19 protein-coding genes and 1 pseudogene are annotated in these 20,566 nt (G+C 68.9%); 6 read left to right on the top strand and 14 right to left on the bottom strand.

Annotated features, from left to right (window positions below):
* Positions 1-6: 6 nt before the first annotated feature.
* Positions 7-789, top strand: coding sequence for a hypothetical protein (locus tag CQ042_RS15450; RefSeq protein WP_105671346.1), 783 nt, complete (start codon positions 7-9; stop codon positions 787-789).
* Between the two features lie 21 nt (positions 790-810).
* Here the strand turns inward: CQ042_RS15450 and CQ042_RS15445 are convergent, their stop codons facing one another.
* The 4 genes from CQ042_RS15445 to CQ042_RS15430 are packed head-to-tail and all read right to left on the bottom strand — an operon-like array spanning position 811 to position 4,986.
* On the bottom strand, positions 811-1,308 hold the full coding sequence (locus CQ042_RS15445; RefSeq protein ID WP_105671345.1) for a GyrI-like domain-containing protein: 498 nt from the start codon (positions 1,306-1,308) through the stop codon (positions 811-813).
* 41 nt (positions 1,309-1,349) lie between these two features.
* The gene (locus tag CQ042_RS15440) at positions 1,350-1,976 is read right to left on the bottom strand and encodes a class I SAM-dependent methyltransferase (protein WP_105671344.1); all 627 of its coding nucleotides are present in this window, start codon (positions 1,974-1,976) and stop codon (positions 1,350-1,352) included.
* Positions 1,977-1,984: 8 nt separating this feature from the next.
* On the bottom strand, positions 1,985-4,036 hold the full coding sequence (locus CQ042_RS15435; RefSeq protein WP_105671343.1) for a M3 family metallopeptidase: 2,052 nt from the start codon (positions 4,034-4,036) through the stop codon (positions 1,985-1,987).
* Positions 4,037-4,068: 32 nt separating this feature from the next.
* Positions 4,069-4,986, bottom strand: a complete 918-nt coding sequence (locus CQ042_RS15430) for a LysR family transcriptional regulator (RefSeq protein WP_105671342.1) — start codon at positions 4,984-4,986, stop codon at positions 4,069-4,071.
* Positions 4,987-5,068: 82 nt separating this feature from the next.
* Here CQ042_RS15430 and tdh point away from each other — a divergent pair, with 82 nt between their 5' ends.
* Genes tdh through CQ042_RS15410 form a run of 4 tightly spaced genes read left to right on the top strand, consistent with a single transcriptional unit; the run spans position 5,069 to position 8,186 of the window.
* Positions 5,069-6,112 (top strand): L-threonine 3-dehydrogenase, encoded by a 1,044-nt coding sequence (tdh, locus tag CQ042_RS15425; protein ID WP_105671382.1) that lies wholly within the window; start codon positions 5,069-5,071, stop codon positions 6,110-6,112.
* Positions 6,112-7,290 carry a glycine C-acetyltransferase gene (locus CQ042_RS15420; RefSeq protein WP_105671341.1) on the top strand — a complete coding sequence of 393 codons (1,179 nt, stop codon included), beginning with the start codon at positions 6,112-6,114 and terminating at the stop codon, positions 7,288-7,290. Before tdh ends, CQ042_RS15420 begins: the two co-directional genes overlap by 1 nt.
* Before the next feature lie 57 nt (positions 7,291-7,347).
* Entirely contained in the window at positions 7,348-7,971 is a 624-nt protein-coding gene (locus CQ042_RS15415) for a transcriptional regulator (protein WP_105671340.1), read from the top strand.
* Positions 7,968-8,186 carry a hypothetical protein gene (locus CQ042_RS15410; protein WP_105671339.1) on the top strand — a complete coding sequence of 73 codons (219 nt, stop codon included), beginning with the start codon at positions 7,968-7,970 and terminating at the stop codon, positions 8,184-8,186. Before CQ042_RS15415 ends, CQ042_RS15410 begins: the two co-directional genes overlap by 4 nt.
* 95 nt (positions 8,187-8,281) lie before the next feature.
* Here the strand turns inward: CQ042_RS15410 and CQ042_RS15405 are convergent, their stop codons facing one another.
* Both CQ042_RS15405 and valS read right to left on the bottom strand, forming a co-directional pair.
* Positions 8,282-8,515, bottom strand: coding sequence for a hypothetical protein (locus tag CQ042_RS15405; protein ID WP_105671338.1), 234 nt, complete (start codon positions 8,513-8,515; stop codon positions 8,282-8,284).
* The gene (gene valS / locus CQ042_RS15400; RefSeq protein ID WP_105671337.1) at positions 8,515-11,130 is read right to left on the bottom strand and encodes a valine--tRNA ligase; all 2,616 of its coding nucleotides are present in this window, start codon (positions 11,128-11,130) and stop codon (positions 8,515-8,517) included. Before valS ends, CQ042_RS15405 begins: the two co-directional genes overlap by 1 nt.
* Before the next feature lie 157 nt (positions 11,131-11,287).
* Between valS and CQ042_RS15395 the strand changes: the two genes are divergently transcribed.
* Entirely contained in the window at positions 11,288-12,337 is a 1,050-nt protein-coding gene (locus tag CQ042_RS15395; protein ID WP_105671336.1) for a P1 family peptidase, read from the top strand.
* Positions 12,338-12,355: 18 nt separating this feature from the next.
* Here CQ042_RS15395 and CQ042_RS15390 read toward each other — a convergent pair whose 3' ends face one another.
* The 8 genes and pseudogenes from CQ042_RS15390 to CQ042_RS15360 all read right to left on the bottom strand — a co-directional run bounded on the left by CQ042_RS15390 (position 12,356) and on the right by CQ042_RS15360 (position 20,458).
* Positions 12,356-13,168, bottom strand: coding sequence for a serine hydrolase (locus CQ042_RS15390; protein WP_105671335.1), 813 nt, complete (start codon positions 13,166-13,168; stop codon positions 12,356-12,358).
* Positions 13,165-13,491, bottom strand: a complete 327-nt coding sequence (locus tag CQ042_RS20735; protein WP_258132275.1) for a hypothetical protein — start codon at positions 13,489-13,491, stop codon at positions 13,165-13,167. The genes CQ042_RS15390 and CQ042_RS20735 overlap by 4 nt, the downstream gene beginning before the upstream one ends.
* Before the next feature lie 52 nt (positions 13,492-13,543).
* Positions 13,544-14,002: pseudogene (locus CQ042_RS20730) on the bottom strand (serine hydrolase); the annotation flags it as partial.
* Positions 13,999-14,952 (bottom strand): LD-carboxypeptidase, encoded by a 954-nt coding sequence (locus CQ042_RS15380; RefSeq protein WP_105671334.1) that lies wholly within the window; start codon positions 14,950-14,952, stop codon positions 13,999-14,001. The pseudogene CQ042_RS20730 and the gene CQ042_RS15380, both read right to left, overlap by 4 nt.
* Positions 14,949-16,598 (bottom strand): ABC transporter ATP-binding protein, encoded by a 1,650-nt coding sequence (locus CQ042_RS15375; protein WP_105671333.1) that lies wholly within the window; start codon positions 16,596-16,598, stop codon positions 14,949-14,951. Before CQ042_RS15375 ends, CQ042_RS15380 begins: the two co-directional genes overlap by 4 nt.
* A 1-nt stretch (position 16,599) precedes the next feature.
* Positions 16,600-17,514, bottom strand: coding sequence for an ABC transporter permease (locus tag CQ042_RS15370; protein WP_105671332.1), 915 nt, complete (start codon positions 17,512-17,514; stop codon positions 16,600-16,602).
* Entirely contained in the window at positions 17,511-18,554 is a 1,044-nt protein-coding gene (locus tag CQ042_RS15365; RefSeq protein ID WP_105671331.1) for an ABC transporter permease, read from the bottom strand. Before CQ042_RS15365 ends, CQ042_RS15370 begins: the two co-directional genes overlap by 4 nt.
* A 71-nt stretch (positions 18,555-18,625) precedes the next feature.
* Positions 18,626-20,458 (bottom strand): ABC transporter substrate-binding protein, encoded by a 1,833-nt coding sequence (locus CQ042_RS15360; protein WP_105671330.1) that lies wholly within the window; start codon positions 20,456-20,458, stop codon positions 18,626-18,628.
* Positions 20,459-20,566: the final 108 nt, after the last annotated feature.

Here is a 20,566-nt window from a genome sequence, read left to right as displayed (position 1 = left end):
GCGGTGATGACGGCTTCGCGGCGCTGGCCGGTGATCGCGACGGTGATAGCGATCCCTGCGGCCGTGATCGTGATCGTGGGAATCGTGTTCGTCGTGATGTTCTTCGTCTCCGTGCAGGACAAAGACGGCGATGACGTCGCATTGAACAGGGTCGAGCACGTCGCCCGTGCCCTGGCCGACGACCTGCGCGGTGCACACGACCTCACGGATGCCGAGACGGTCGCCGCGGAGATGTTCCACTCGCGCAGTGCGATCGTCGAGCCGCTCACATGGACCGGTGCGTTCGGCACGGACGACGGGATCACGATCCAAACTCGCATCAGCGCTTCCGTCGAGGCGAGCAGCAGCGGAGCGATGTTCGCACCGTACACCTCCGCAGGTTCGGCCGAGCGCTGCTACCGGTACACGGTCGTGGTGTTCCGGGAAGCCGCGTACGACGAGATCCCCTGTCAGGGGCTTCCGCAACCCCCCGCGCCGCCGGCATCGACCAGCCCCGCGCTCCCGGGCGACGCGACCGCGCGCATCGACGGCATTCTCATGACCACGGACCCGGCGGATCTCGCGGAGGCACTTCGGCAGGAGTTTCCCGGGGACCGGTTCAGGGTCGAGGCGATCGAGACGCCGGCAGGAGAACAGGTCGTGGCGGTGGGGGTGACTCCGGGAACCGACTGCGTCCTCCGGGTTCGGAGAACCGACGGCGAGGTCGTCTCCCCGCCCTACGACCGGATCTGGCTCGAGCCCGGCGAGCTGGGCTGCTCGACGCGTCTGTACACGGCACCGCCGCAGTAGGTCGCGGAACCTCGCCGCGAGTCAGGCGGTGGGCATGACGAGGTCGGTGCGCAGCTCCGCCGGCGTGGTGCTCGGATCGGAGACGTACACCTCGATCCAGACGCCCCCGGGCCGCAGACCGTCTGCGCCGGCTCTCTCGACGAGACCGGCCCACCCTGCACCGAGCCCGTCGTAGGAGCCGAACACGCTGGTCGCGACGGCAGGCCCTGCGGGCAGGGTCGAGGCGACGATCACGCTCCCGCTCGCTGTGGGGAGGGGGTTCTCGGGCGGTGACTGCACGGGGAAGCCGAGCTCGAGATCGAACACGCCCATCGGATCCCCGTGGTAGATCGCCAGCGCAGGACCGGTCGGGGTCAGCTCGTCGCCTGCGAAGTTCTGCGCGATCGCCTCGTATCCCGCGTCGAATGCCGGCTGCAGATCGGCGATGCGGATGCCGTTGTGGCGGATGACCGCGAGAGGGACGGCGTCGAGGTCGAGGCGGTCGGCGGGGCCGAACGGCGCGTCGGGGAATGCGTTCATGCGCTCAGGCTCTCACGAGTCGCCTGCTGCGTCCACGACGATCATCGGCGAGGAGTGCGCTCCAGCTCCGCGATCAGCACCGTGTCGACGCCATCGCTCCACGACGTGTGTCTGCGCAGCTGGAACCCGGCAGGTTGGAACGAGGTCGCGAGGGCATCCGGATCGGCATAGGGAGTGTGATCGCGGGGATAGGACACGGGGGTGCCGCCCCGCTGGGCAGTGGCGCCACCGGGTACCGCACCGGCGAAAGTCGCGGTCACGAGGCGCCCGCCCGGACGCAGGACGCGGCTCCATTCTCCGGCGGCCCGCGCGACGGAGGGGATGATGTGCAGCGCCGTGACGCACGTCGCCAGATCGATGGTCGCATCGTCGATCGGGATGCTCGCGGCCTCTGCGTCGATCCAGGCGGCGTCGGGGAGCTCGGCCCTGGCGATGTCGAGCATCCCCGGGGAGATGTCGACACCCGTCAGAGTGAGGCCTTTCGTTCGTCGAGCCAATGCGCGCAGGACGAGTCCGGTGCCTGTCGCGATGTCGAGCACGCGGCTCACCCCGTCGAGGTCGACGAATCCGGCCACAGCCGTGGCGACGGAACGATGCATGGCGCTCTCGTCATACTGCGGTGCGCGCGCATCGAAGGCCGCACCGATGTCGCGAAGCGGGTCCGTCATCCGGAGTCTCAGTCGCCCAATCCGCGACGCTTCAACAGAGGGGCGATCTCGGCGTCGCGGCCGCGGAAGTCGCGGTAGGCCGCCAAGGGATCCTTCGAACCGCCGACTCCGAGCAGACGCCGGCGGAACCTGTCGCCGTTCGCCTGCGTCAGGCCGCCGTTCTCCCGGAACCAGTCCACCGTGTCGGCGTCGAGCACCTCGCTCCAGATGTAGGAGTAGTAGCCCGCGCTGTACCCGCCGGAGAAGACGTGAGCGAAGTAGGTCGACGAGTAGCGGGTCGGGACCGCGGGGTCGTCCAGGCCGATGTCCGTGAGCGCTGCGGCCTCGAATGCGGCGACGTCGTCGACGGTCGTCTCCGTGGTCAGCCGGTGCCAGGCCTGGTCGAGCCAGGCGGCAGCCAGGTACTCGCTGGTCGCGTGGCCCTGGTCGAACGTCTCGGTCGCACGCAGGCGCTCGACGATCGCAGCGTCGAGCAGTTCTCCGGTCTCGTGGTGGCGGGCGTAGTTGTCGAGGACCTCCGGCCACAGGATCCACATCTCGTTGACCTGACTCGGGAACTCCACGAAGTCGCGGAACACGTTCGTCCCGGCGAAGTGCGGATAGGTCACCGTCGCGAACAGCCCGTGCAGCGCGTGGCCGAACTCGTGGAACAGCGTGGTGACCTCGTCGAGGGTCAGCAGCGTGGGCTCGCCGTCGCCGGGCAGCGCCACGTTCAGATTGTTGGCGACGACGGGGGCCGTGCCGCGCAGGCGCGACTGGCTCACGATCGGGTTCATCCAGGCCCCGCCGCGCTTCGAATCGCGGGTGTACAGGTCGAGGACGTAGAGGCCGACGGGTGAGCCGTCGGCGTCGCGCACCTCGAAGACCCGGGCGCCGGGGTGGTACGCGACGAGATCCTCTCGTTCGGTGAAGGTGACGCCGTACAGACGCGTCGCCGCGAAGAAGACCCCGTCCTGGAGCACGCGCTCCGCCTCGAACCAGGGACGCAGAGCGCTGGAGTCGATGTCGTACCGGGCGGTGCGGACCCGTTCGGTGTAGTACGCCCAGTCGTGTGCCTCGACAGGGAAGGGAGCCGATTCGGTCTCGTCGACGGTCGTCTGGAGGGATGCGCGTTCGGCGCGGGCGTTGCGCGCCGCGGGTGCGGCGAGACGCCGCAGCATCTGCTCGACGGCTTCGGGGGAGCCGGCGGTCTCGTCGGCGGTGACATACGCGGCGTGCGAGTCGTAGCCGAGCAGCTTCGCCCGTTCGGCCCGCAGCCGCACGATCTCGAGCAGCACCGGCCGGTTGTCGTTCGCGTTGTCCCGCGAGCCGCGCGCGAGCGACGCCGCCATGATGCGCCGTCGCGACTCCCGTTCGCGCAACTGCGCCAATGCGGGGTGTCCGGTGAAGAGCGGGAGGGTGAGGAGGAGCTTGCCGTCGAGGTCACGGTCCGCTGCCGCGCGCGCGGCAGCGGACAGCTCTCCCGCGCTCAGGCCGTCGAGCTCGGCGGCCGCATCGAACACCACGGCGAGGTCGTTCGTGTCGTTCAGCAGGTTGCGCTCGAAGGTGTTGGTCAGTGTCGACAGCTTCTGATTGAGAGCGGTCAGCTGCGCTTTGGCTCCATCGTCGAGCGCGGCACCGGCATGGGTCATCTCCCGGTGGTGGCGTTCCACGAGGTAGTGCTGTTCGGGGTCGAGTCCGAGCGCGTCGCGCTGCTCGTACACGCGCTGCACCCGCCAGTACAGCGGCCCGTCGAGCGTGATCGCGTCGTGGTGGGCTGCCATGAGGGGCGCGAGCTGTTCATCGATCGCCTGGATCTCCGGCGTCGCGTCAGCGGAGCTCACGGTGTAGAAAGCGTGGGCGACGCGGTCGAGCAGCTCGCCGGAGCGCTCCAGGGCCTCGATCGTGTTCTCGAAGGTGGGCATCGATCGCACCATCGTGATCCTGCTGATCTCGCGGAGCTGCTCGTCGAAGCCGGCCTGGAAGGCGGGGAGGTAGTGCTCCGCGCGGATCGCGCGGTAGTCGGGGAGTCCGTACGGGAGCGTCGACGGCTGCAGCAGCGGATTCGTGGCGTCGGTCATCCTCCGAGCCTAGCCATGGACGTGCTCCGGGCTCAGGAACCGTCTTCGCTCAGGCGCGTCATCACCCGCCGCAACGCCTCGACGACGACGCGGACCGATCGGCGACGGAGGTTCTCCGGACGCGCGAGCAGGTCGATCATCCGGTGCGTGCTCACTCCTTCCAGCGGGATGCGGACGATGTCCCGATCGTCGACGCTGCGGGATGTGAACCGCGGGAGCATGCCGAGGACTCCGCCGGCGGCGACGACCGCCGACACCGCACCGTAGTCGTTGATGCGGTGGTGGATCTCGACCGGCCGGTTGGCGACGGCGGACACGGCGCGGAGAACGTCGTCGGGGGAGTAGCCGATACGGCTGGTCACCCACCGTTCGCCGGCGACGTCGGCGGGTGTGAGGCTCGCGCGGGTGGCGAGCGGATGCGACGTCGAGACGGCCACATCGAGAGGCTCCCGGACGAGCGTCAGGCTCCGCACGCCCTGCGTCGGCCAGGGATCCGAGTGCTCCATGCGATGGGCGAGCACGAGGTCGTACCGCGCGGTGAGCGCCGGGAACTCGCTCTGGGCGACGTCCTCGTCGGTGACCTGGACGGCCGGGGCGGTGGCGGCGGAGGCGAACTCTCGCAGCAGCGGTCCGAAGAGCGCCTGGCCGACGCTGTGGAAGCCGCTCACGCTCACCACTCCGGTCGGGGCGTCTTCGAAATCCTCGACCGCATGCCGTGCTGCGGCCATCGCATCGATCGCGTCGGTCGCCGCCGCGGCGAGGACCTCTCCTGCCGGGGTGAGGACGAGTGTCCTCCCGTGCTTCCGCGTGAGCGGCGTCGGAAACCCTCGCTGCAACGCGGTGAGCTGCTGAGACACCGCGGAGGGAGTGACCCGAAGAGCAGCGGCCACCGCGGTGACGCTGCCGAGCGCGCCGAGTTCGCGCAGGATCTGCAGCTGATGGATCTCCATCTGTATACATTAGCAACCGCTACATCGATGGTGCAGACAGTGGCGATTGCTCTACAAGGTGGCGTGCGGTGAGATCGAGAGCATGAAGGCACTGTTCAAGGGCGCACCGGGGTCCGGACTCGAGCTCGTCGACCGTCCCGACCCCACCGCCGGTACCGATGACGTCGTCATCCGGGTCCTGCGCACCGGGATCTGCGGGACGGATCTGCACATCCTCCGTTGGGATGACTGGGCGGCATCGGCGATCGCCGCGCCGCTGATCCCCGGCCACGAGTTCTACGGTGAGGTCGTCGAGGTCGGGCCGGGCGTGCACGACATCGCCGTCGGAGACCGGGTCTCCGGCGAGGGGCACATCGTGTGCGGGACGTGCCGCAACTGCCGTGCCGGTCGCCGCCAGATGTGCATCCGCACCATCGGTCTCGGCCTGCAGCGTGACGGCGCCTTCGCCGAGTACCTCGCTCTTCCCGCGGCGAACGTGTGGGTGCACCATTCCGAGGTGACGCCCGAGCTCGGCGCGATCTTCGATCCGCTCGGCAACGCCGTCCACACCGCGCTGACATACCCGCTCGTCGGGGAGGACGTGCTCGTCACGGGTTGCGGCCCCATCGGACTGATGGCGATCGCCGTCGCACGGCACGCGGGCGCACGATTCATCACGGCGACCGATGTCAGCGCACCGCGTCTGGAGATGGCCCGCCGGATGGGCGCCGACGAGGTCGTAGACGTCTCGGTCCGCGACATCCGCGACGCCCAGCAGGCTCTCGGCATGCGGGAGGGCTTCGACATCGGGTTCGAGATGAGCGGCGCTCCCTCGGCGCTCCCCGCCATGATCGACAACATGAACCATGGCGGCCGCATCGCGATGCTGGGGCTTCCGAGCGCCGGATTCGGCATCGACTGGGGCAAGCTCGTGACCCATATGCTCACGATCAAGGGCATCTACGGGCGCGAGATGTTCGAGACATGGAACGCGATGGGGGCGATGCTGCAGACCAGCGCGACCCTGCGGGACGCCATCGGCCGTGTGATCGCCGAGGTCGTCCCCGCACGCGAGTGGGAGCGGGGTTTCGCTGCCGCGGAATCCGCGGGAACGGGCAAGATCATCCTCGACTGGACGGAGCTGTGATGTACGGGACCTTCGAAGACCATCTGGTCGGCGAGCTGACGGCGATCGAGGAAGCCGGGCTCACCAAGCACGAACGCGGCATCCGCGGACCGCAGAGCGCCGAGATCACCGCGGACGGTGCGGAGGTGCTGAACTTCTGCGCCAACAACTACCTCGGCCTCGCCGATGACCCGCGCATCCTGGACGCGGCGACCACGGCGTTGCAGGAATGGGGTTACGGTCTCGCGAGCGTCCGCTTCATCTGCGGCACGCAGGAGCAGCACCTCGAGCTCGAGCGCCGGCTCGCCGACTTCCTCGGCACGGATGAGGCGATCCTGTACTCCTCGTGCTTCGACGCGAACGGGGGAGTGTTCGAGACGCTCTTCTCCGCGGAGGACGCCATCATCTCGGACGAGTTGAACCACGCGTCGATCATCGACGGCATCCGGCTCTCGAAGGCCCGGAGACTGCGCTACCGCAACCGTGACATGGCCGACCTGGAGGAGCAGCTGCAGGCGGCCTCGGATGCGCGGTTCCGGGTGATCGTCACGGACGGCGTGTTCTCCATGGACGGCTACATCGCGCCGCTCGCCGAGATCTGCGACCTGGCCGAGCGGTACGACGCCCTGGTGTTCGTGGACGACTCCCACGCCGTCGGCTTCGTCGGCGAGAACGGGCGGGGGACGCCGGAGCTCTGCGGTGTCGCCGACCGCGTCGACATCTACACGGGCACCTTCGGCAAGGCTCTGGGCGGAGCATCGGGAGGCTACGTCGCCTCGCATGCGGCGATCGTCGCCCTTCTGCGTCAGCGGTCGCGCCCGTACCTGTTCTCGAACACCCTCGCTCCGGCGATCGTGGCCGGAACCCTGACCGCCCTCGACCTGGTCGAGGGATCGGCGGATCTGCGCGCGCGTCTGCGCGACAACGCCGCCCTGTTCCGCGAGCGCATGACCGCGGAGGGCTTCGACCTCCTTCCCGGCGAACACCCCATCGTTCCGGTGATGTTCGGCGACGCCGCCCAGACGGCGCGGATCGCGCGGGAGATGCAGGAGCGGGGCGTCTACGTGACGGCGTTCAGCTTCCCCGTCGTGCCCCGGGGGCTGGCGCGGATCCGGGTGCAGCTGTCCGCGGCGCATACGCCGGCGCAGGTGGAAGCCTGCGTCGCCGCGTTCGTCGCGGCCCGGGCGGCGGTCGACTGATCCACACTTGCAAAGAAATGCTTGCAAAGAATTCTTTGCAACGGTATCTTTGCATGCATGACGAACGAGACGCAGATCAGGACACTCGACGCCGGCGCGCTGAAGGCTCTCGCGCACCCTCTTCGCGTCAAGATCTTCGACCTGCTGGCGGCGCGCGGGCCGCAGACCGCCAGTTCGCTCGCGGCGCTCGTGGGGGAGACTTCGGGATCGACCAGCTATCACCTCCGCGCACTCGCGGCGCACGACCTCATCCGTGAGGTCGAAGGGCGTGGCACCGCCCGTGAGAGGTGGTGGGAGCGCCCCAAGGGGCGCATCGATATGCCCGGCCCCGATGAGATGACCTCGCCGGCGAACCGCGCCGCCGCCCAGATCGTGACCTCGGAGTTCTTCCGGCTGCGACACGAGACGCTGATGTCGTACCTGAACCGTCCGCAGTCCGATGTTCCGGAGGCCTGGCGCGAACTGGGCATCACCATCACCACACATCTCGACATGACGCCGGAGCAGGCGATGTCCCTGCGCGCGGAACTGGAGGACATCGTCGAGAGCGCCATCGCGCGCTACCGCGGGCAGACAGGTCCCGATGTACGGCGCGTCTCGCTCCGCGCCGAGCTCTTCGATCTTCCGACGCCGCCGACCGCGATGCCGGGTTCGGCCGATGACACCGTGGAGGAATCATGACCAGCGCGACGCTTCACCTGGTGGGCCCGACGCAGACCGAGCGCGGTCTGCTGCACCTGGCCGACCGACTCACCGCCTACGTCGAGCACCGCATCTCGCGGCGCGCGCAGAGGCGCGTCCTCGCACTCGACCTCCTGCGCGAGCAGCAGGCGCGACGACAGGATCCGCGCGCCGTGGATCACCTGCTGGCGCAGCTGGGAGCCCCGCGGCGATGACGGCGCCGGGCTGACGCCGACCCCTGGCCCACGACGAGACCCCCTGCCGTCCACGCGGACAGCAGGGGGTCTCGTCGGTACGTCGGGTCTCGGTGTCAGTCTTCGAACGGGCGGGCGACGACGTCTCCGGAGGCGGTCTGGAAGACCTCCCACCCCGCATCGAGCTCGGCGATCGCACGGCCCTCGAGCCAGGTGAGAGTCCAGTGGCCCTTCGACGCGCCGGGCGTGCCGGGAAGGTTCGCCTCCACCTCGGCGATGGCGGGGCGCAGGGACGCCGGGACCGAGGCCGGAGCCTCGGAACCCGCAGCCCAGCGCGTGCCCAGCTGCATCAGGAGGCCTCGCCCGGGGCGAGCTCGATCGCGGTGACCGCGAACGCCTCCGCCTCGGTGAACTCGAGCTCGGCGATGCGTCCGACGGCCCGGAGATCGTCGGCGGCCGCACGGAGGGCATCGAGCTTCGCGGCGGGGGCGGCGATCACGGCGCGCGAGACCGGGGTCTTCTGCGACGCCTTCGCCTCGGTCTTCGCCCGGCGGATGCCGATGAGCGCTTCACTGGCCGCGGCGAGCACGGCCGGGTCGCCGTCGATGCCGAGCGGCGTCGGCCACGCGGCGGTGTGAACGGAGCCGTCTTCGAACCAGGACCAGGATTCCTCCGTGGCGAACGACAGCACCGGTGCCAGCAGGCGCAGCAACGTCGACAGGGCCAGGCGGAGCGAGAGCGCGGCCGAGGCCTGCCCCACGTCGGTCTGGTCGTAGGCGCGCTCCTTCACGAGCTCGAGGTAGTCGTCGCAGAACGTCCAGAAGAAGGCCTCGGTGATCTCGAGGGCGCGAGCGGCGTCGTACCGTTCGAATGCCTTGGTCGCCTCGACGACCACGCCGTCGAGAGCGGTGAGCATCGAAGCGTCCAGCGCGCGGGTGACCTGCGCGCCCTCGGGCACCGGGAACGACAGCACGAACTTCGCGGCGTTGAGCACCTTGATCGCCAGACGGCGGCCGATCTTCACCTGCGTCGGGTTCTGCGGGTCGAAAGCGGCATCCATGCCGAGGCGGCTGGACGCCGCCCAATAGCGCACCGCGTCCGACCCGTGGGCCTCGAGCACGTCGGCCGGGGTGACCACGTTCCCCTTCGACTTCGACATCTTCTTGCGGTCGGGGTCGACGATGAAGCCGGAGATCGCGGCGTTGCGCCACGGTGTCCGGTCGTCTTCGAGCGTGGAGCGCAGCATGGTCGAGAAGAGCCAGGTGCGGATGATGTCCTGCCCCTGCGGGCGCAGGTCGAACGGTGCGGTGAGCTGCCAGAGCTCCTCGTCGCGCTGCCAGCCACCCGCCAGCTGCGGGGTGAGGGATGAGGTGGCCCAGGTGTCGAGGATGTCGGCCTCGGCGTCGAAGCCGCCCGCCACGCCGCGCTGGTCCGCGGTGTATCCGGCGGGCACGTCGGTGGTCGGATCGATCGGGAGCGTCGCCGCATCCGGGGTGAGCACGCGCTCGTAGTCCCGCTCGCCGTTCTCGTCGAGGCCGTACCAGAGGGGGATCGGCACGCCGAAGAAGCGCTGACGCGACACGAGCCAGTCGCCCGTCAGGCCGCCGACCCAGTTCTCGTAGCGCACGCGCATGAACTCCGGATGCCAGGCGAGCTCCTCGCCATGAGCGACGAGCTTGTCGCGCAGCGCGCCGTCACGCGCGCCGTTGCGGATGTACCACTGACGGGTCGACACGATCTCGAGCGGACGGTCGCCCTTCTCGAAGAACTTCACCGCGTGGTTGAAGGGCTTGCCGACCGCGGTCATGTCGCCCGTCGCCTGCAGCTTCTCGACGATGGCCTTGCGGGCGCTGAAGACGGTCTTGCCCGCGAGCTCCTCGGCATACCAGGTCGCCGCCTCCGGGTTCTCGACGGATGCCGGAGCGTCGGGCAGGAAGCGCCCGTCCAGGCCGATCGTGGTCATGTTCGGCAGCGGCTCGTTCTGCGTGGTGCGAAGTTCGCGCCACCACACGATGTCGGTCACGTCTCCGAAGGTGCAGACCATCGCCGCTCCGGTGCCCTTGTCGGGCTGGGCGAGGTGGTGCCCGTGGATCTCGATCTCGGCGCCGAAGAAGGGCGTCTTCACCTTGGTGCCGATGAGGTGCTTGTGCGGGCCCTCCGGGTGCGTCACGAGCGCGATGCACGCGGGGAGCAGCTCCGGGCGGGTGGTGTCGATCGCGAGAGAGCCGGATCCGTCGGCGAAGGGGAACTCGATCGTGTGATAGATCGCCTGCTGGTCGCGGTCCTCGAGCTCGGCCTGTGCGATGGCGGAGCGGAAGTCGATGTCCCACAGAGTCGGGGCCAGCGCCTGGTAGGCCTCGCCGCGCTCGATGTTGCGCAGGAACGCGAGCTGGCTCTGACGGATGGTGTCGTCCGAGATCGTGCGGTAGGTCTGCGTCCAGTCCACGCTCAGCCCGAGCTGACGGAACAGCGCCTCGAACTGCTTCTCGTCCTCGATCGTGAGGCGCTCGCACAGCTCGATGAAGTTGCGGCGGCTGATCGGCTGCTGGTCCGCCGCGCGGCTCGACTTGTTGTCGCCGCCCTCGAACGGGGGTGTGAAGTCGGCGGCATAGGGGAGAGAGGGGTCGCAGCGCACGCCGTAGTAGTTCTGCACGCGGCGCTCGGTGGGCAGGCCGTTGTCGTCCCAGCCCATCGGGTAGAACACGGTCTTGCCGCGCATGCGCTCGTAACGGGCCTTCACGTCGGTGTGCGTGTACGAGAACACGTGCCCGATGTGCAGGCTGCCCGATGCCGTCGGCGGCGGGGTGTCGATCGAGTACACGCCCTCGCGGCCGGACTGTGCGGCACGCAGGCGGTCGAACAGGTAGGTGCCCTGCTCGGCCCAGGCGGCATCCCACTTCGCTTCGAGGCCTTCGAGTGCGGGCTTGTCGGGAATCTGGTTCTGCGTGGATTCGGAAGCAGGCATGGGCGTCTCCTCGAGCGATGTATGCGGCACTGTGTGAGCGTGCCTGAGTGTGGGTGTGCCGACCAGTCTACCGAGCCGTGAAGCGGAGGCGCGCTGCGCCCCCGGAGGTACGGCGCGGTGTCGCAGGCCGTGGACTCCCTCCTGGGAGGATCGCAGCATGACGCCGTCGCAGCCAGGAAACCCCCGCGTCCGTCTCGGCGATCTCGGCGTCCCCTCGGGGATGTTCGCGCGCGGGACCCTGAACGCGATCACCGACGTGCCGGGGATCAGGATCGGCCACGCCTCGTTGCACGACGACGGGCTGAACACCGGCGTGACGGCCATCGTTCCGGATGCCCTCGACGGCCGGCGTCGGAGCCTGCCTGCCGGGCTCTCCGTCGGCAACGGCTACGGCAAGCTCGTCGGGGCGACACAACTGCAGGAGCTGGGGGCGCTCGAGACTCCCATCCTGCTCACCAGCACGCTGTCGGTGTTCCGTGTGGCCGACGCCTTCCTCGGACACCTGTTGGCGACGCCTGCGCACGCGGAGACGACCACGCTGAACCCGGTCGTCGGCGAGACCAACGACGGCTTCCTGTCCGACATCCGCCGACGCGCCGTGGGGGCCGCGCAGGTCGACCATGCGCTGCGCTCTGCAGCGACCGGGCCCGTCGCCGAAGGCTGCGTCGGCGCCGGTGCCGGCACCGTCGCCCTCGGCTACAAGGGGGGAATCGGCACGGCGTCGCGGGTGCTCCACGTCGGGGGCACGAGACGCACGGTCGGGGCGATCGTGCAGACGAACTTCAGCGGGACACTGCGGATCGCGGGGGTGCCGCTCCCCGCGGAGGAGCTGCTCGCGCAGGACCCGGCCGCTCCGGTCGGCAACTCCTGCATGATCGTGGTCGCGACCGACGCGGCGGTGGACGGTCGTCAGCTCGGCCGCGTCGCCAACCGTGCCGTGTTCGCCATGCGAGGAGTCGGCGCCGACTACGCGCAGGGGAGCGGGGACTACGCGATCGCGTTCTCCGTGCACGATCCGGCCGACGGCGGACCGGTGGCCGAGGAGGCCCTGTCTCCGCTCTTCGCCGCCACGATGGACGCGGTCGAGGAGGCACTCGTGAACTCCGTCCTCACCGCGCAGACCACGGAGGGGCCCGAGGGGCGCATCGCGCACGCGATCCCCATCGATGTCGTCCGGACCCGACTCGCCGCCGCCGGCGTCATCTGAGCGCGGATCGCTCCCGGCTCACCCGGCGAGCGCGTCGCGGATGCCCTCGCCGATCGTGCGCATCGCGGCGAGCACCGGTCCTCGCCCGTCCGCACCGCGGTTCCAGTTGGCCAGCACGGCGTAGGCGATCCGGCGTTCCGGGGACATGACGATGCCCGTGTCGGCACGCACCCGTGAGATGGTGCCGGTCTTGTTGAGGAGCCAGACGCCCCTGTCGAATCCCCAATGCGCGAGGGGGTCGAGATCGAAGGCGGACGCGACCATCGACAGGTCCATCCCGGCTCCGAGCCATCGTCGGAGGGTGTCGGCCGACGCGGGTGTCAGGTCCTTCCCTTCGGCGAGTCGTGTCATGAAGCGCACCAGCTCGGCGGCGCTCGCATGCGAGAGCGTCGTCGGGGCGCCGGGAGGTATCGGCCAACGCACGATGTCGTCGAGGGCGGAGGCCGTGTAGCCGAGCGCGCGCGTGTGCTCCTGGACGACGGGGATCCCGATCACCCGGCCCAGCGTGTTCGTCGCGGCGTTGTCGCTGACCGCGCCGATCAGCGCGGCAACGTCGTACAGGGACAGCTCCGCGGCCTGCAGCAGATACCAGAGCCCGGAGTCGTCGATGGACTCCACGGGGCGACGGGTCACCCGCTCCTCCAGTCTTCTGGTGCCGGCGTCGACCTCGCTGAGCAGCCGATGCAGCAGGAAGATCTTCCCGATGCTCGCGGTGTCGAGTGCGGTCTCGGCGTCATGGTGGAGCAGCACCTCGCCCGAGTCGATGTCCTGCACCAGGACCGACCACACCGCGCCGTGCTCGTGGGGCAGCTCCGCTCCGATGATGCTCATGCGGTCACGGTCTCCTCTCGCGCGAGTCCGGTGGCATGTGCCCGGATCCGTTCTCCGATCTCTCTCATGCCGTCGATCACCGGTGCCCGCAGGTCGGCCGCGCTCTCCTTCCAGTTCGCGGCGACCGCGTACGCGACGCCCGCCACGGGGCCGCGGAGCAGGCCGGTGTCGATGCGGGCGAATCCGACGCTGCCGGTCTTGTGTCGCAGGGTCATGCCCTGGTATTCGGCGTCGACATGGGCGAGCGGATCGAGCAGGAAGGCATCGGCGGTCAGCGAGGTGTCGGTGTCGGCGGCCAGCCAGTCGAGCACGCGTGCGCTCACCGCGGGGGGAGAACGCCTCGCCCGTGCCGAGGCGGCGCAGCAGATCCGCCAGCTCCGCCGCAGTGCCGTAGGACGGGGTCCAGGGAAGATCGGGGGTGCGCTCGTTGCGGATGTAGTCGTGGAGTGAGGTCTGCCGGTATCCGAGTGCCGGTGCGACGGCGCGCACGGACTCCAGCCCGCACAGGTGGATGAGGGCGTTGGTGGCGAGGTTGTCGCTCACCGCGCCGACGAGCAGTGCGGCGTCGTGCACGCCGATGCGCTGGTCTCGCATCCGGTAGAGAAGTCCGGAGTCCTCCACACGGTGCTCGTCCGGGATGGGTACCTGCTGATCCGGCTCGAGGGTGCCGTCTTCGAGGCGGCGGGCGACCTCGAGGAGCAGGAAGAGCTTTCCGATGCTGGCGGTCTCGCACTGCACGTGCGGCTCGTGCTCGGCGATCGTCGTGCCGGTGTCCGCGTCGACGATTCGCACCGACCAGGTGACACGGGGGTCGAGCGGCGGCAAGGCGATCATGCGGGTGCTCCGACCGTGAGCCGCGGCTCGTCGGATGTCGCATCGAGGATGCCGTCGACGCCGAGGGGGATCGTGAGGGCGTGCGGGTCGTGTCCGAAACCCTGTTCCCACAGGACGGGGACCCCGGCGTCCTGGAACTCGTCGCGCATCAGGGCGTGGACGAGCTCGAGGTCGCCGCATTCGTGCCAGGAACCGAGCACGATCCCGCTCGCCTGTGCCAGCCGTCCCGCCCTGCGCAGCTGGGTCACGAAGCCGTCGAGCCGGTAGGGCTCCTCGGTGATGTCCTCGAGGAACAGGATGCCGGGCGCCGGAACCGCGGATTCCGGGGCGCCGAGCCCGGCGGCGAGCAGGCTCAGGTTGCCTCCTGTGAAGCGCCCGACCGCGCGCCCCCTGGCCATCACCTCGGTCTTCGGGCCGATCAGCTCGCGTCCTCGCCAGGGCTCGAAGAGCCACCGCTGCACGTCATCGCGCACCTGCTCGGAGTCGCGGAAGACGTTGTTGCCCGCCATGGGGCAGAACAGCGTGGCCACGCCCAGATGCGCGCGCACCGTCTCGTGCAGCGCGGTGACGTCGGAGGATCCGGTGAGGAGCTTCGGACGTCCGTCGCGTCGCCGCGCTCCGCGGCGCATCTGCGCCCAATCGATGCCGTCGAGCAGGCGCAGCGCCCCGTACCCGCCACGTGCGGCCACGACGGCGTCCACGTCCGGGTCCATCCACGCCTCCACGAAGTCGGAACGGCGCAGATCGTCGGGCCCCGCGAGGTAGGAGGCGCGTGGATGCGGAGTGAGCACGTGCTCGCCCACCCGCACCTGCAGACCCCACGACTCGTAGTAGTCGACCGCCCGCTGCGTATTCTCCTCGTTCCCCGGTCCGGCCGGGGAGACGATCGCGACCGTATCTCCCGGTTGCAGCGGAGGGGAGTCGAGGTAGGGCGAGGACGTGCCGGTCATGCCGTCCGCTCCTCGATGCGCGGAGCGGCCGAGAGCAGATGCTTGGTGTAGTCGTGCTGCGGGTTCAACAGGACCTCCTCGGTGGTTCCGCGTTCGACGATCTCCCCGCGGTACATCACGGCGACGCTGTGGGCGATGTTCCAGGCGAGTCCCAGGTCGTGCGTGATCACGAGTGCGGACAGCCCGAGCCTTCGACGCAGGTCGAGCATCAGACCGAGGATCTCTCCCCGCACCGACGCGTCGAGTGAGGCGACCGGTTCGTCGGCGATGAGCATCTGCGGTTGCACGGCGAGAGCACCGGCGATCACCACGCGCTGCCGCTGGCCTCCGCTGAGCTCCTGCGGGATGGCGCTGAAGAACGTCTCCGGCGGCGTCATCTCCGCGTCGGTGAGGCTCTGGGCGACGCGTGCGCGTTCGTCGCCGGTGTAGCGCTGCACCCGCAGTCCCTCGGCGACCGACTCGTACACGCTGTGCTTCGGGTTGAGCGCTGCCCAGGGGTCCTGGAGCACGAGCTGCACCTGCGAACGGAAGTGGGCGAGGTCGCGGCCCTTGGTGGGCATCGGCGCCCCGTCGAACAGGATCCGGGAGCCGGGGTCGGCGGGCTGCAGGCCCATGAGCGCCCGCGCGAGCGTCGACTTCCCTGACCCGGACTGGCCCACCAGTGCGACGATCTCGCCCCGTCGCACGGTGAGGTCGACATCGCGCACGGCGTGCACGGGACGACTGCCCGAGCGGTAGGTCACGTTGACGCCGCGGGCCTCCAACAGCACCTCGTCCCCGTGGGCGAAGTCGGGCACCTCCTCGGCACCGCGCCCATGGCGGGTGACCGGTGCCAGGCGTGATGCCGGATCGCCGATCGTGGGGAAGGCGTCCGCCAACTGACGGGTGTAGTCCTGCGTCGGGCTGGTGCAGACGGCGTAGCTCTCACCGACCTCGACGAGCTCGCCGTCGCGCATGATGGCGATGCGCCGGCACGCCGTCGCGAGGACCGACAGGTCGTGGCTGATCATCAGCATCGAGATGCCGCGTTCCGAGACGAGACGAGAGATCATGTCGAGGATCTGCTTCTGCACGATGACGTCGAGAGCGGTGGTCGGCTCATCGGCGATGATGACCTCGGGATCGCACGCCAGCGCCATCGCGATCATGACCCGCTGCTTCTGGCCGCCCGAGAGCTCGTGCGGGTACGACTCGGCTTTCTGCTCGGCGAGGTCGACGACCTCCAGCAGCTCCCTCATGCGCTGCGTGCGGGCTTTCTCGGTCTTCCAGCGATCGGTCGCATGCAGTTCCAGTGCCTCGAGCAGCTGCCAGCCCACGGTGCGCACCGGGTTCAGCGAGTGCATCGCCCCCTGGAAGACGATCGAGGTCTGTGCCCAGCGGACCGCGCGGAGCTGGCCGAAGGAGAGCTTCGCGACGTCCTGGTCGCCCAGCAGCACGCGGCCGCTCAGACGGGCGTTGTGCGGCAGCAGTCTCAGCACGCTCATGGCCAGGGTCGACTTGCCGGAACCGGATTCGCCGGCGATGCCGAGCGTCTCGCCGGCGGGCAGTGTCAGCGAGACGTTGCGGACGGCGGCGACCTCGTCTCGGCCGGCGCGCCCGGCGGTGCGGTACGTGATCGAGACGTCGTCGAAGATCAGATCGGGCATGTCACCGGCTCCTCAGCGTCGGGTTGGTGATGTTCTCGACGGCGCGCCCCATCAGGGTGAACGACAGCACGACCAGGACGATCGCGACACCGGGCACGAGGACGTACCACCAGTAGCCGCTGGTCGCCGCGGAGACGTCCATCGCGTTCTTCAGGATCGATCCCCAGGACTGCATCGTGGTGTCGCCGAGTCCGAGGAACGCCAGCGTGGACTCGGAGATGATCGCCGACCCCACGGTGAGGGTCGTGTTGGCGAGTACCAGGGGCAGCACGCCGGGCAGCAGATGCTTGATGATGATGTGCCAATGGCCGGCGCCGAGGGCCCGAGAGCGCTCGATGTAGTCGCGCGACTCGACCGACAGCGTCTGTGCACGGACCACGCGAGCCGTTCCCGCCCACGAGGTGAGACCGATCGCGATGACGATCGTCCAGACACCGCGGCTGAGCACGGAGGAGAGCACGATCGCGAGGATGAGCGAGGGCAGCACCAGGAAGAAGTCGATGATGCGCATCATCAGGCCGCCGAACAAGCCGGTGAAGTGCCCGGCGGAGAGCCCGACCAAGGTGCCGATGATCATCGACATCGCGGTGGCCGCGAGGCCCACGAGGAGGGAGACGCGTGCTCCCCACACCATGCGGACCCAGATCTCGCGACCCTGCTGGTCGGTGCCGAGCGGATGCTGCCACGAGGGTGGGGCGAAGGGCTCCGGATCCACGAGCTTGGTGACGTCGAGCATGCTCGACGGGGCGATCACCGGCGCGAGGATCGCCACCGCCGCCACGATGATCAGGAAGACCAGGCCGACCATGCCCGCGCGGTGATGTGCGAACTGGCGGCAGAAGTCGGCGAAGGCTGCACCACGACGGTGCCAGGCCAGTGCGCGGGGCGATCGGATGGTTGTGGATGCCGTGCTCATGCGCGCCTCACCCTCGGGTCGAGCTGACGGTAGATGAGGTCCGCGATGAGATTCATCACGATGATGATCGTCGAGAACACGACGAAGGTGCCCTGCAGGAGGGGGAGGTCGGGGCCGGAGATGGCCTCGAAGGTGAGCTTGCCCAGCCCGGGCCAGGAGAACACGGTCTCCACGGTCACGGCCCCGGCGATCAGTCCGCCGATGTGCATGAAGACGAGCGTGACGGTCGGGAGCAGCGCGTTGGGGACGGCATGGCGACGGCGCACGAGATCCTCCCGCAGTCCCTTCGCGCGGGCGGTCGTGAGGTAGTCGGCGCCCATCTCCTCGAGGAGGGAGCTGCGCATCACCATCAGGTATTGCGCATAGACGACGGCGACCATCGTGACCACGGGCAGGACCATGTGCGAGATCACGTCGAGAACGGCACCGACGGGGTCGGTGGGCGGGTTGGGGGAGACCATGCCGCCGGTGGGGAACCAGTGCAGCGTGCCGCCGAAGATCATCAGCAGCAGCAGGGCGAGCCAGAACGTCGGCACCGACCAGAACACGAGCGAGGTGCCGGAGACGATGCGGTCGAAGGTGGAGCCGTGCTTCCACGCGGCCTTCTGTCCGAGCCAGAGTCCGAGGGCGATCGCGATGATCGCCGCCGTGCCGGTGAGGAGGATCGTGTTCCAGAAGTACTGGCCGATGAGCTCGGAGACCGACGTGCGGTACACGTAGCTCGTGCCGAAGTTCAAGGTGAAGACGTTGCCGAGGTAGTCGAAGAACTGCTGCCAGAGCGGCTTGTCCAGGCCGAGCTGCTCGCGCAGCTGCGCCACCTGTTCGGCACTCATGCCGCGCTCGCGCGCGATCGATGCGACGGGGTCTCCCGGCAGGATCTTGAAGGCGAAGAATCCCAGGAGGATCACCATCGCCATGCTGATGGCCGCGCCGCCCAGCTTGACCAGGAAGTAGCGGAGGCCGCCGAGGCCCCTCGGCTGCTCCTCGGCTGCGGCGCTGGTGGCGATGGCGGATGTGGACGGGGGAACCGCGTTCGACATGAAGTCTCCTTACAGCGGACCGGGAGACGCCGTGGGGGCGGATGCCCGCCGCCCACGGCGCCTCACTGGACTCATTCGACGTCGGCGATGTTCCGACGACGGATCAGGAAGAAGACCAGTCCTCCGACGAGGACGACTCCCACCACGATGCCTCCGATGATGAGCCCGGTGTTCGTGCCGGTGCCACCGGCGGTCGCACCCTCGACGGGTTCCACCGTGAGGTAGCCCCAGTAGCCGGCCTGGTTCGCGATGATGCCGCCATCCTTGGGCTGCAGGGTGAAACCGGTGAAGCGGTCCGACCGGTAGGCCTCGAGGGAGTTGGCATACCAGGTGGCGACCTGTGCGGTGTCGGTGTAGTTCAGCGCGAGCATGTCGTGGACGATGGCCTGGCGCTTCTCCTCGTCGATCTCCGAGCGCTGCTGCGCGTACATCTCGTCGAACTCGGGGCTGCAGTAGCCGTCCTGCGTGGTGCCGCCGGTGCCGTCGGTCGCCGTCGGCAGGTTCATGCAGGTGTTGATCCCGAGCTGGTAGTCCGGGTCGGGGTTGACCGACCATCCGCTGAAGTACAGGTCGTAGTCGCCGGACGTGGCCTTCGCGCTGATCGTGTCCGAGTCGGTCGACTCGACGGCGATCTCGATCCCGATGTCCTTCATCCACGGAACGAAGAACTCGGCGATGGACTGCTCGTTGGAGTCGTCGGCGTCCGTCAGCAGTCGCAGACTCAGACGCTGTCCGTCCTTCTCTCTGATGCCGTCGGCCGCAGGCACCCATCCGGCGTCGTCGAGCTTCGTCTTCGCGGTCTCGGGGTCGAATCCGACGATCACGTCGTCGTCGTCGGAGAGGTGCCACTTCGGGAAGGAGGCGGGGATGAAGCTCGTGGCCTGCACGCCCTCTCCGGCGAGGACCTTGTCGAGCAGGGTCTTCGTGTCGGTGCCGAGACGGATCGCCTGGCGGACCTCGATGTCCTTCAGCGCCGCGTTGCCGGTGCCGTAGGGCACGTTGTCGCGGGTCTGCTGGCCCAGGTTGATGCTGATGGAGTGGTATCGGCGACCGACACCGGAGTGGGTCGTGATGCCTTCGACGCCGTCGAGCGCATCGAACTGGGTCGGGGTGAGGCCGGAGACCAGGTCGACGTCACCGGCCTTGAGCGCCTGCACCTGCGCGTCCGAGTTCGTGTAGTACACGTACTGGATCGCATCGATCTTCGGAGCTCCGCGCCAGAAGTTCTCGTTCGCCTTGAGCACGATCGACTGGTTGGCCGAGTAGCTGTCGAGGACGAACGGTCCGGAGCCGACGACCTCGGAGTCGTTCGCGAAGGTCGTGGGGTCGTCGACCGCTTCCCAGATGTGCTGGGGGACGATGGGGATCTCGGAGCCGGGGTTGGGCGCCTGCGGGGTCTTGAGCGAGATCACCACGGTCTTGTCGTCGGGGGTCTCCACCGTGTCGAAGTTGGAGACGAGGTTCCCGTTCGCCGTGCCGAGCGCCGGCACCGTCATCATCTGGTCGTAGGTGTACTTCACATCGGCCGAGGTGATCGGCTCGCCGTCCGACCATGTGAGGTCATCCTGCAGGGTGAAGGTCCAGGTCTGGCCGCCGTCGCTGGCTTTCCAGGAGTCGGCGAGGCCCTGGGTGGGGGAGCCGTCCTCGGCGTCGTTCTGGACGAGCGATTCGTAGACGTACCGGATGATGTTCGTCGGCGTCAGATAGATCGAGATGAACGGGTTGAAGGTGTCGACGAAGCCGGAGGTCGCGATGCGCAGCGTGGTGTCGGCGGCCGGCGATTCGGTCGTCGCGCTGACGGTCTGAGCCTGGGCGGCGCCGACCGGAGCGGCGATGAGGAGCGCGGAGGCGATCGCAGCGGCGGTCAGACTTCGTGCTGTTCTGGAGCGGGTGGCAAGACGCATAGAAGAAGTCCCTTCGGGCGCCGCCCGGATCCACGATGAAGCCGGGTCGGTGGAGACCATGCAAGCGGAAGTCTGCCTCGGGGTCAAGGGATTCGTTGCGTATCGTGG

The organism is Microbacterium sp. MYb62 (assembly GCF_002979475.1).
Taxonomy (GTDB): domain Bacteria; phylum Actinomycetota; class Actinomycetes; order Actinomycetales; family Microbacteriaceae; genus Microbacterium.
The sequence above is the reverse complement of the archived record's forward strand: the minus strand, read 5'-3'. Positions and strand labels throughout refer to the sequence as shown.

What these genes read in the sequence shown, in the direction of transcription:
- CQ042_RS15450 (WP_105671346.1), top strand. Translation starts at nt 7, where the DNA reads ATGACGGCTTCGCGGCGCTGGCCGGTGATCGCGACGGTGATAGCGATC.
- CQ042_RS15445 (WP_105671345.1), bottom strand. Translation starts at nt 1,308, where the DNA reads ATGAACGCATTCCCCGACGCGCCGTTCGGCCCCGCCGACCGCCTCGAC.
- CQ042_RS15440 (WP_105671344.1), bottom strand. Translation starts at nt 1,976, where the DNA reads ATGACGGACCCGCTTCGCGACATCGGTGCGGCCTTCGATGCGCGCGCA.
- CQ042_RS15435 (WP_105671343.1), bottom strand. Translation starts at nt 4,036, where the DNA reads ATGACCGACGCCACGAATCCGCTGCTGCAGCCGTCGACGCTCCCGTAC.
- CQ042_RS15430 (WP_105671342.1), bottom strand. Translation starts at nt 4,986, where the DNA reads ATGGAGATCCATCAGCTGCAGATCCTGCGCGAACTCGGCGCGCTCGGC.
- tdh (WP_105671382.1), top strand. Translation starts at nt 5,069, where the DNA reads ATGAAGGCACTGTTCAAGGGCGCACCGGGGTCCGGACTCGAGCTCGTC.
- CQ042_RS15420 (WP_105671341.1), top strand. Translation starts at nt 6,112, where the DNA reads ATGTACGGGACCTTCGAAGACCATCTGGTCGGCGAGCTGACGGCGATC.
- CQ042_RS15415 (WP_105671340.1), top strand. Translation starts at nt 7,348, where the DNA reads ATGACGAACGAGACGCAGATCAGGACACTCGACGCCGGCGCGCTGAAG.
- CQ042_RS15410 (WP_105671339.1), top strand. Translation starts at nt 7,968, where the DNA reads ATGACCAGCGCGACGCTTCACCTGGTGGGCCCGACGCAGACCGAGCGC.
- CQ042_RS15405 (WP_105671338.1), bottom strand. Translation starts at nt 8,515, where the DNA reads ATGCAGCTGGGCACGCGCTGGGCTGCGGGTTCCGAGGCTCCGGCCTCG.
- valS (WP_105671337.1), bottom strand. Translation starts at nt 11,130, where the DNA reads ATGCCTGCTTCCGAATCCACGCAGAACCAGATTCCCGACAAGCCCGCA.
- CQ042_RS15395 (WP_105671336.1), top strand. Translation starts at nt 11,288, where the DNA reads ATGACGCCGTCGCAGCCAGGAAACCCCCGCGTCCGTCTCGGCGATCTC.
- CQ042_RS15390 (WP_105671335.1), bottom strand. Translation starts at nt 13,168, where the DNA reads ATGAGCATCATCGGAGCGGAGCTGCCCCACGAGCACGGCGCGGTGTGG.
- CQ042_RS15380 (WP_105671334.1), bottom strand. Translation starts at nt 14,952, where the DNA reads ATGACCGGCACGTCCTCGCCCTACCTCGACTCCCCTCCGCTGCAACCG.
- CQ042_RS15375 (WP_105671333.1), bottom strand. Translation starts at nt 16,598, where the DNA reads ATGCCCGATCTGATCTTCGACGACGTCTCGATCACGTACCGCACCGCC.
- CQ042_RS15370 (WP_105671332.1), bottom strand. Translation starts at nt 17,514, where the DNA reads ATGAGCACGGCATCCACAACCATCCGATCGCCCCGCGCACTGGCCTGG.
- CQ042_RS15365 (WP_105671331.1), bottom strand. Translation starts at nt 18,554, where the DNA reads ATGTCGAACGCGGTTCCCCCGTCCACATCCGCCATCGCCACCAGCGCC.
- CQ042_RS15360 (WP_105671330.1), bottom strand. Translation starts at nt 20,458, where the DNA reads ATGCGTCTTGCCACCCGCTCCAGAACAGCACGAAGTCTGACCGCCGCT.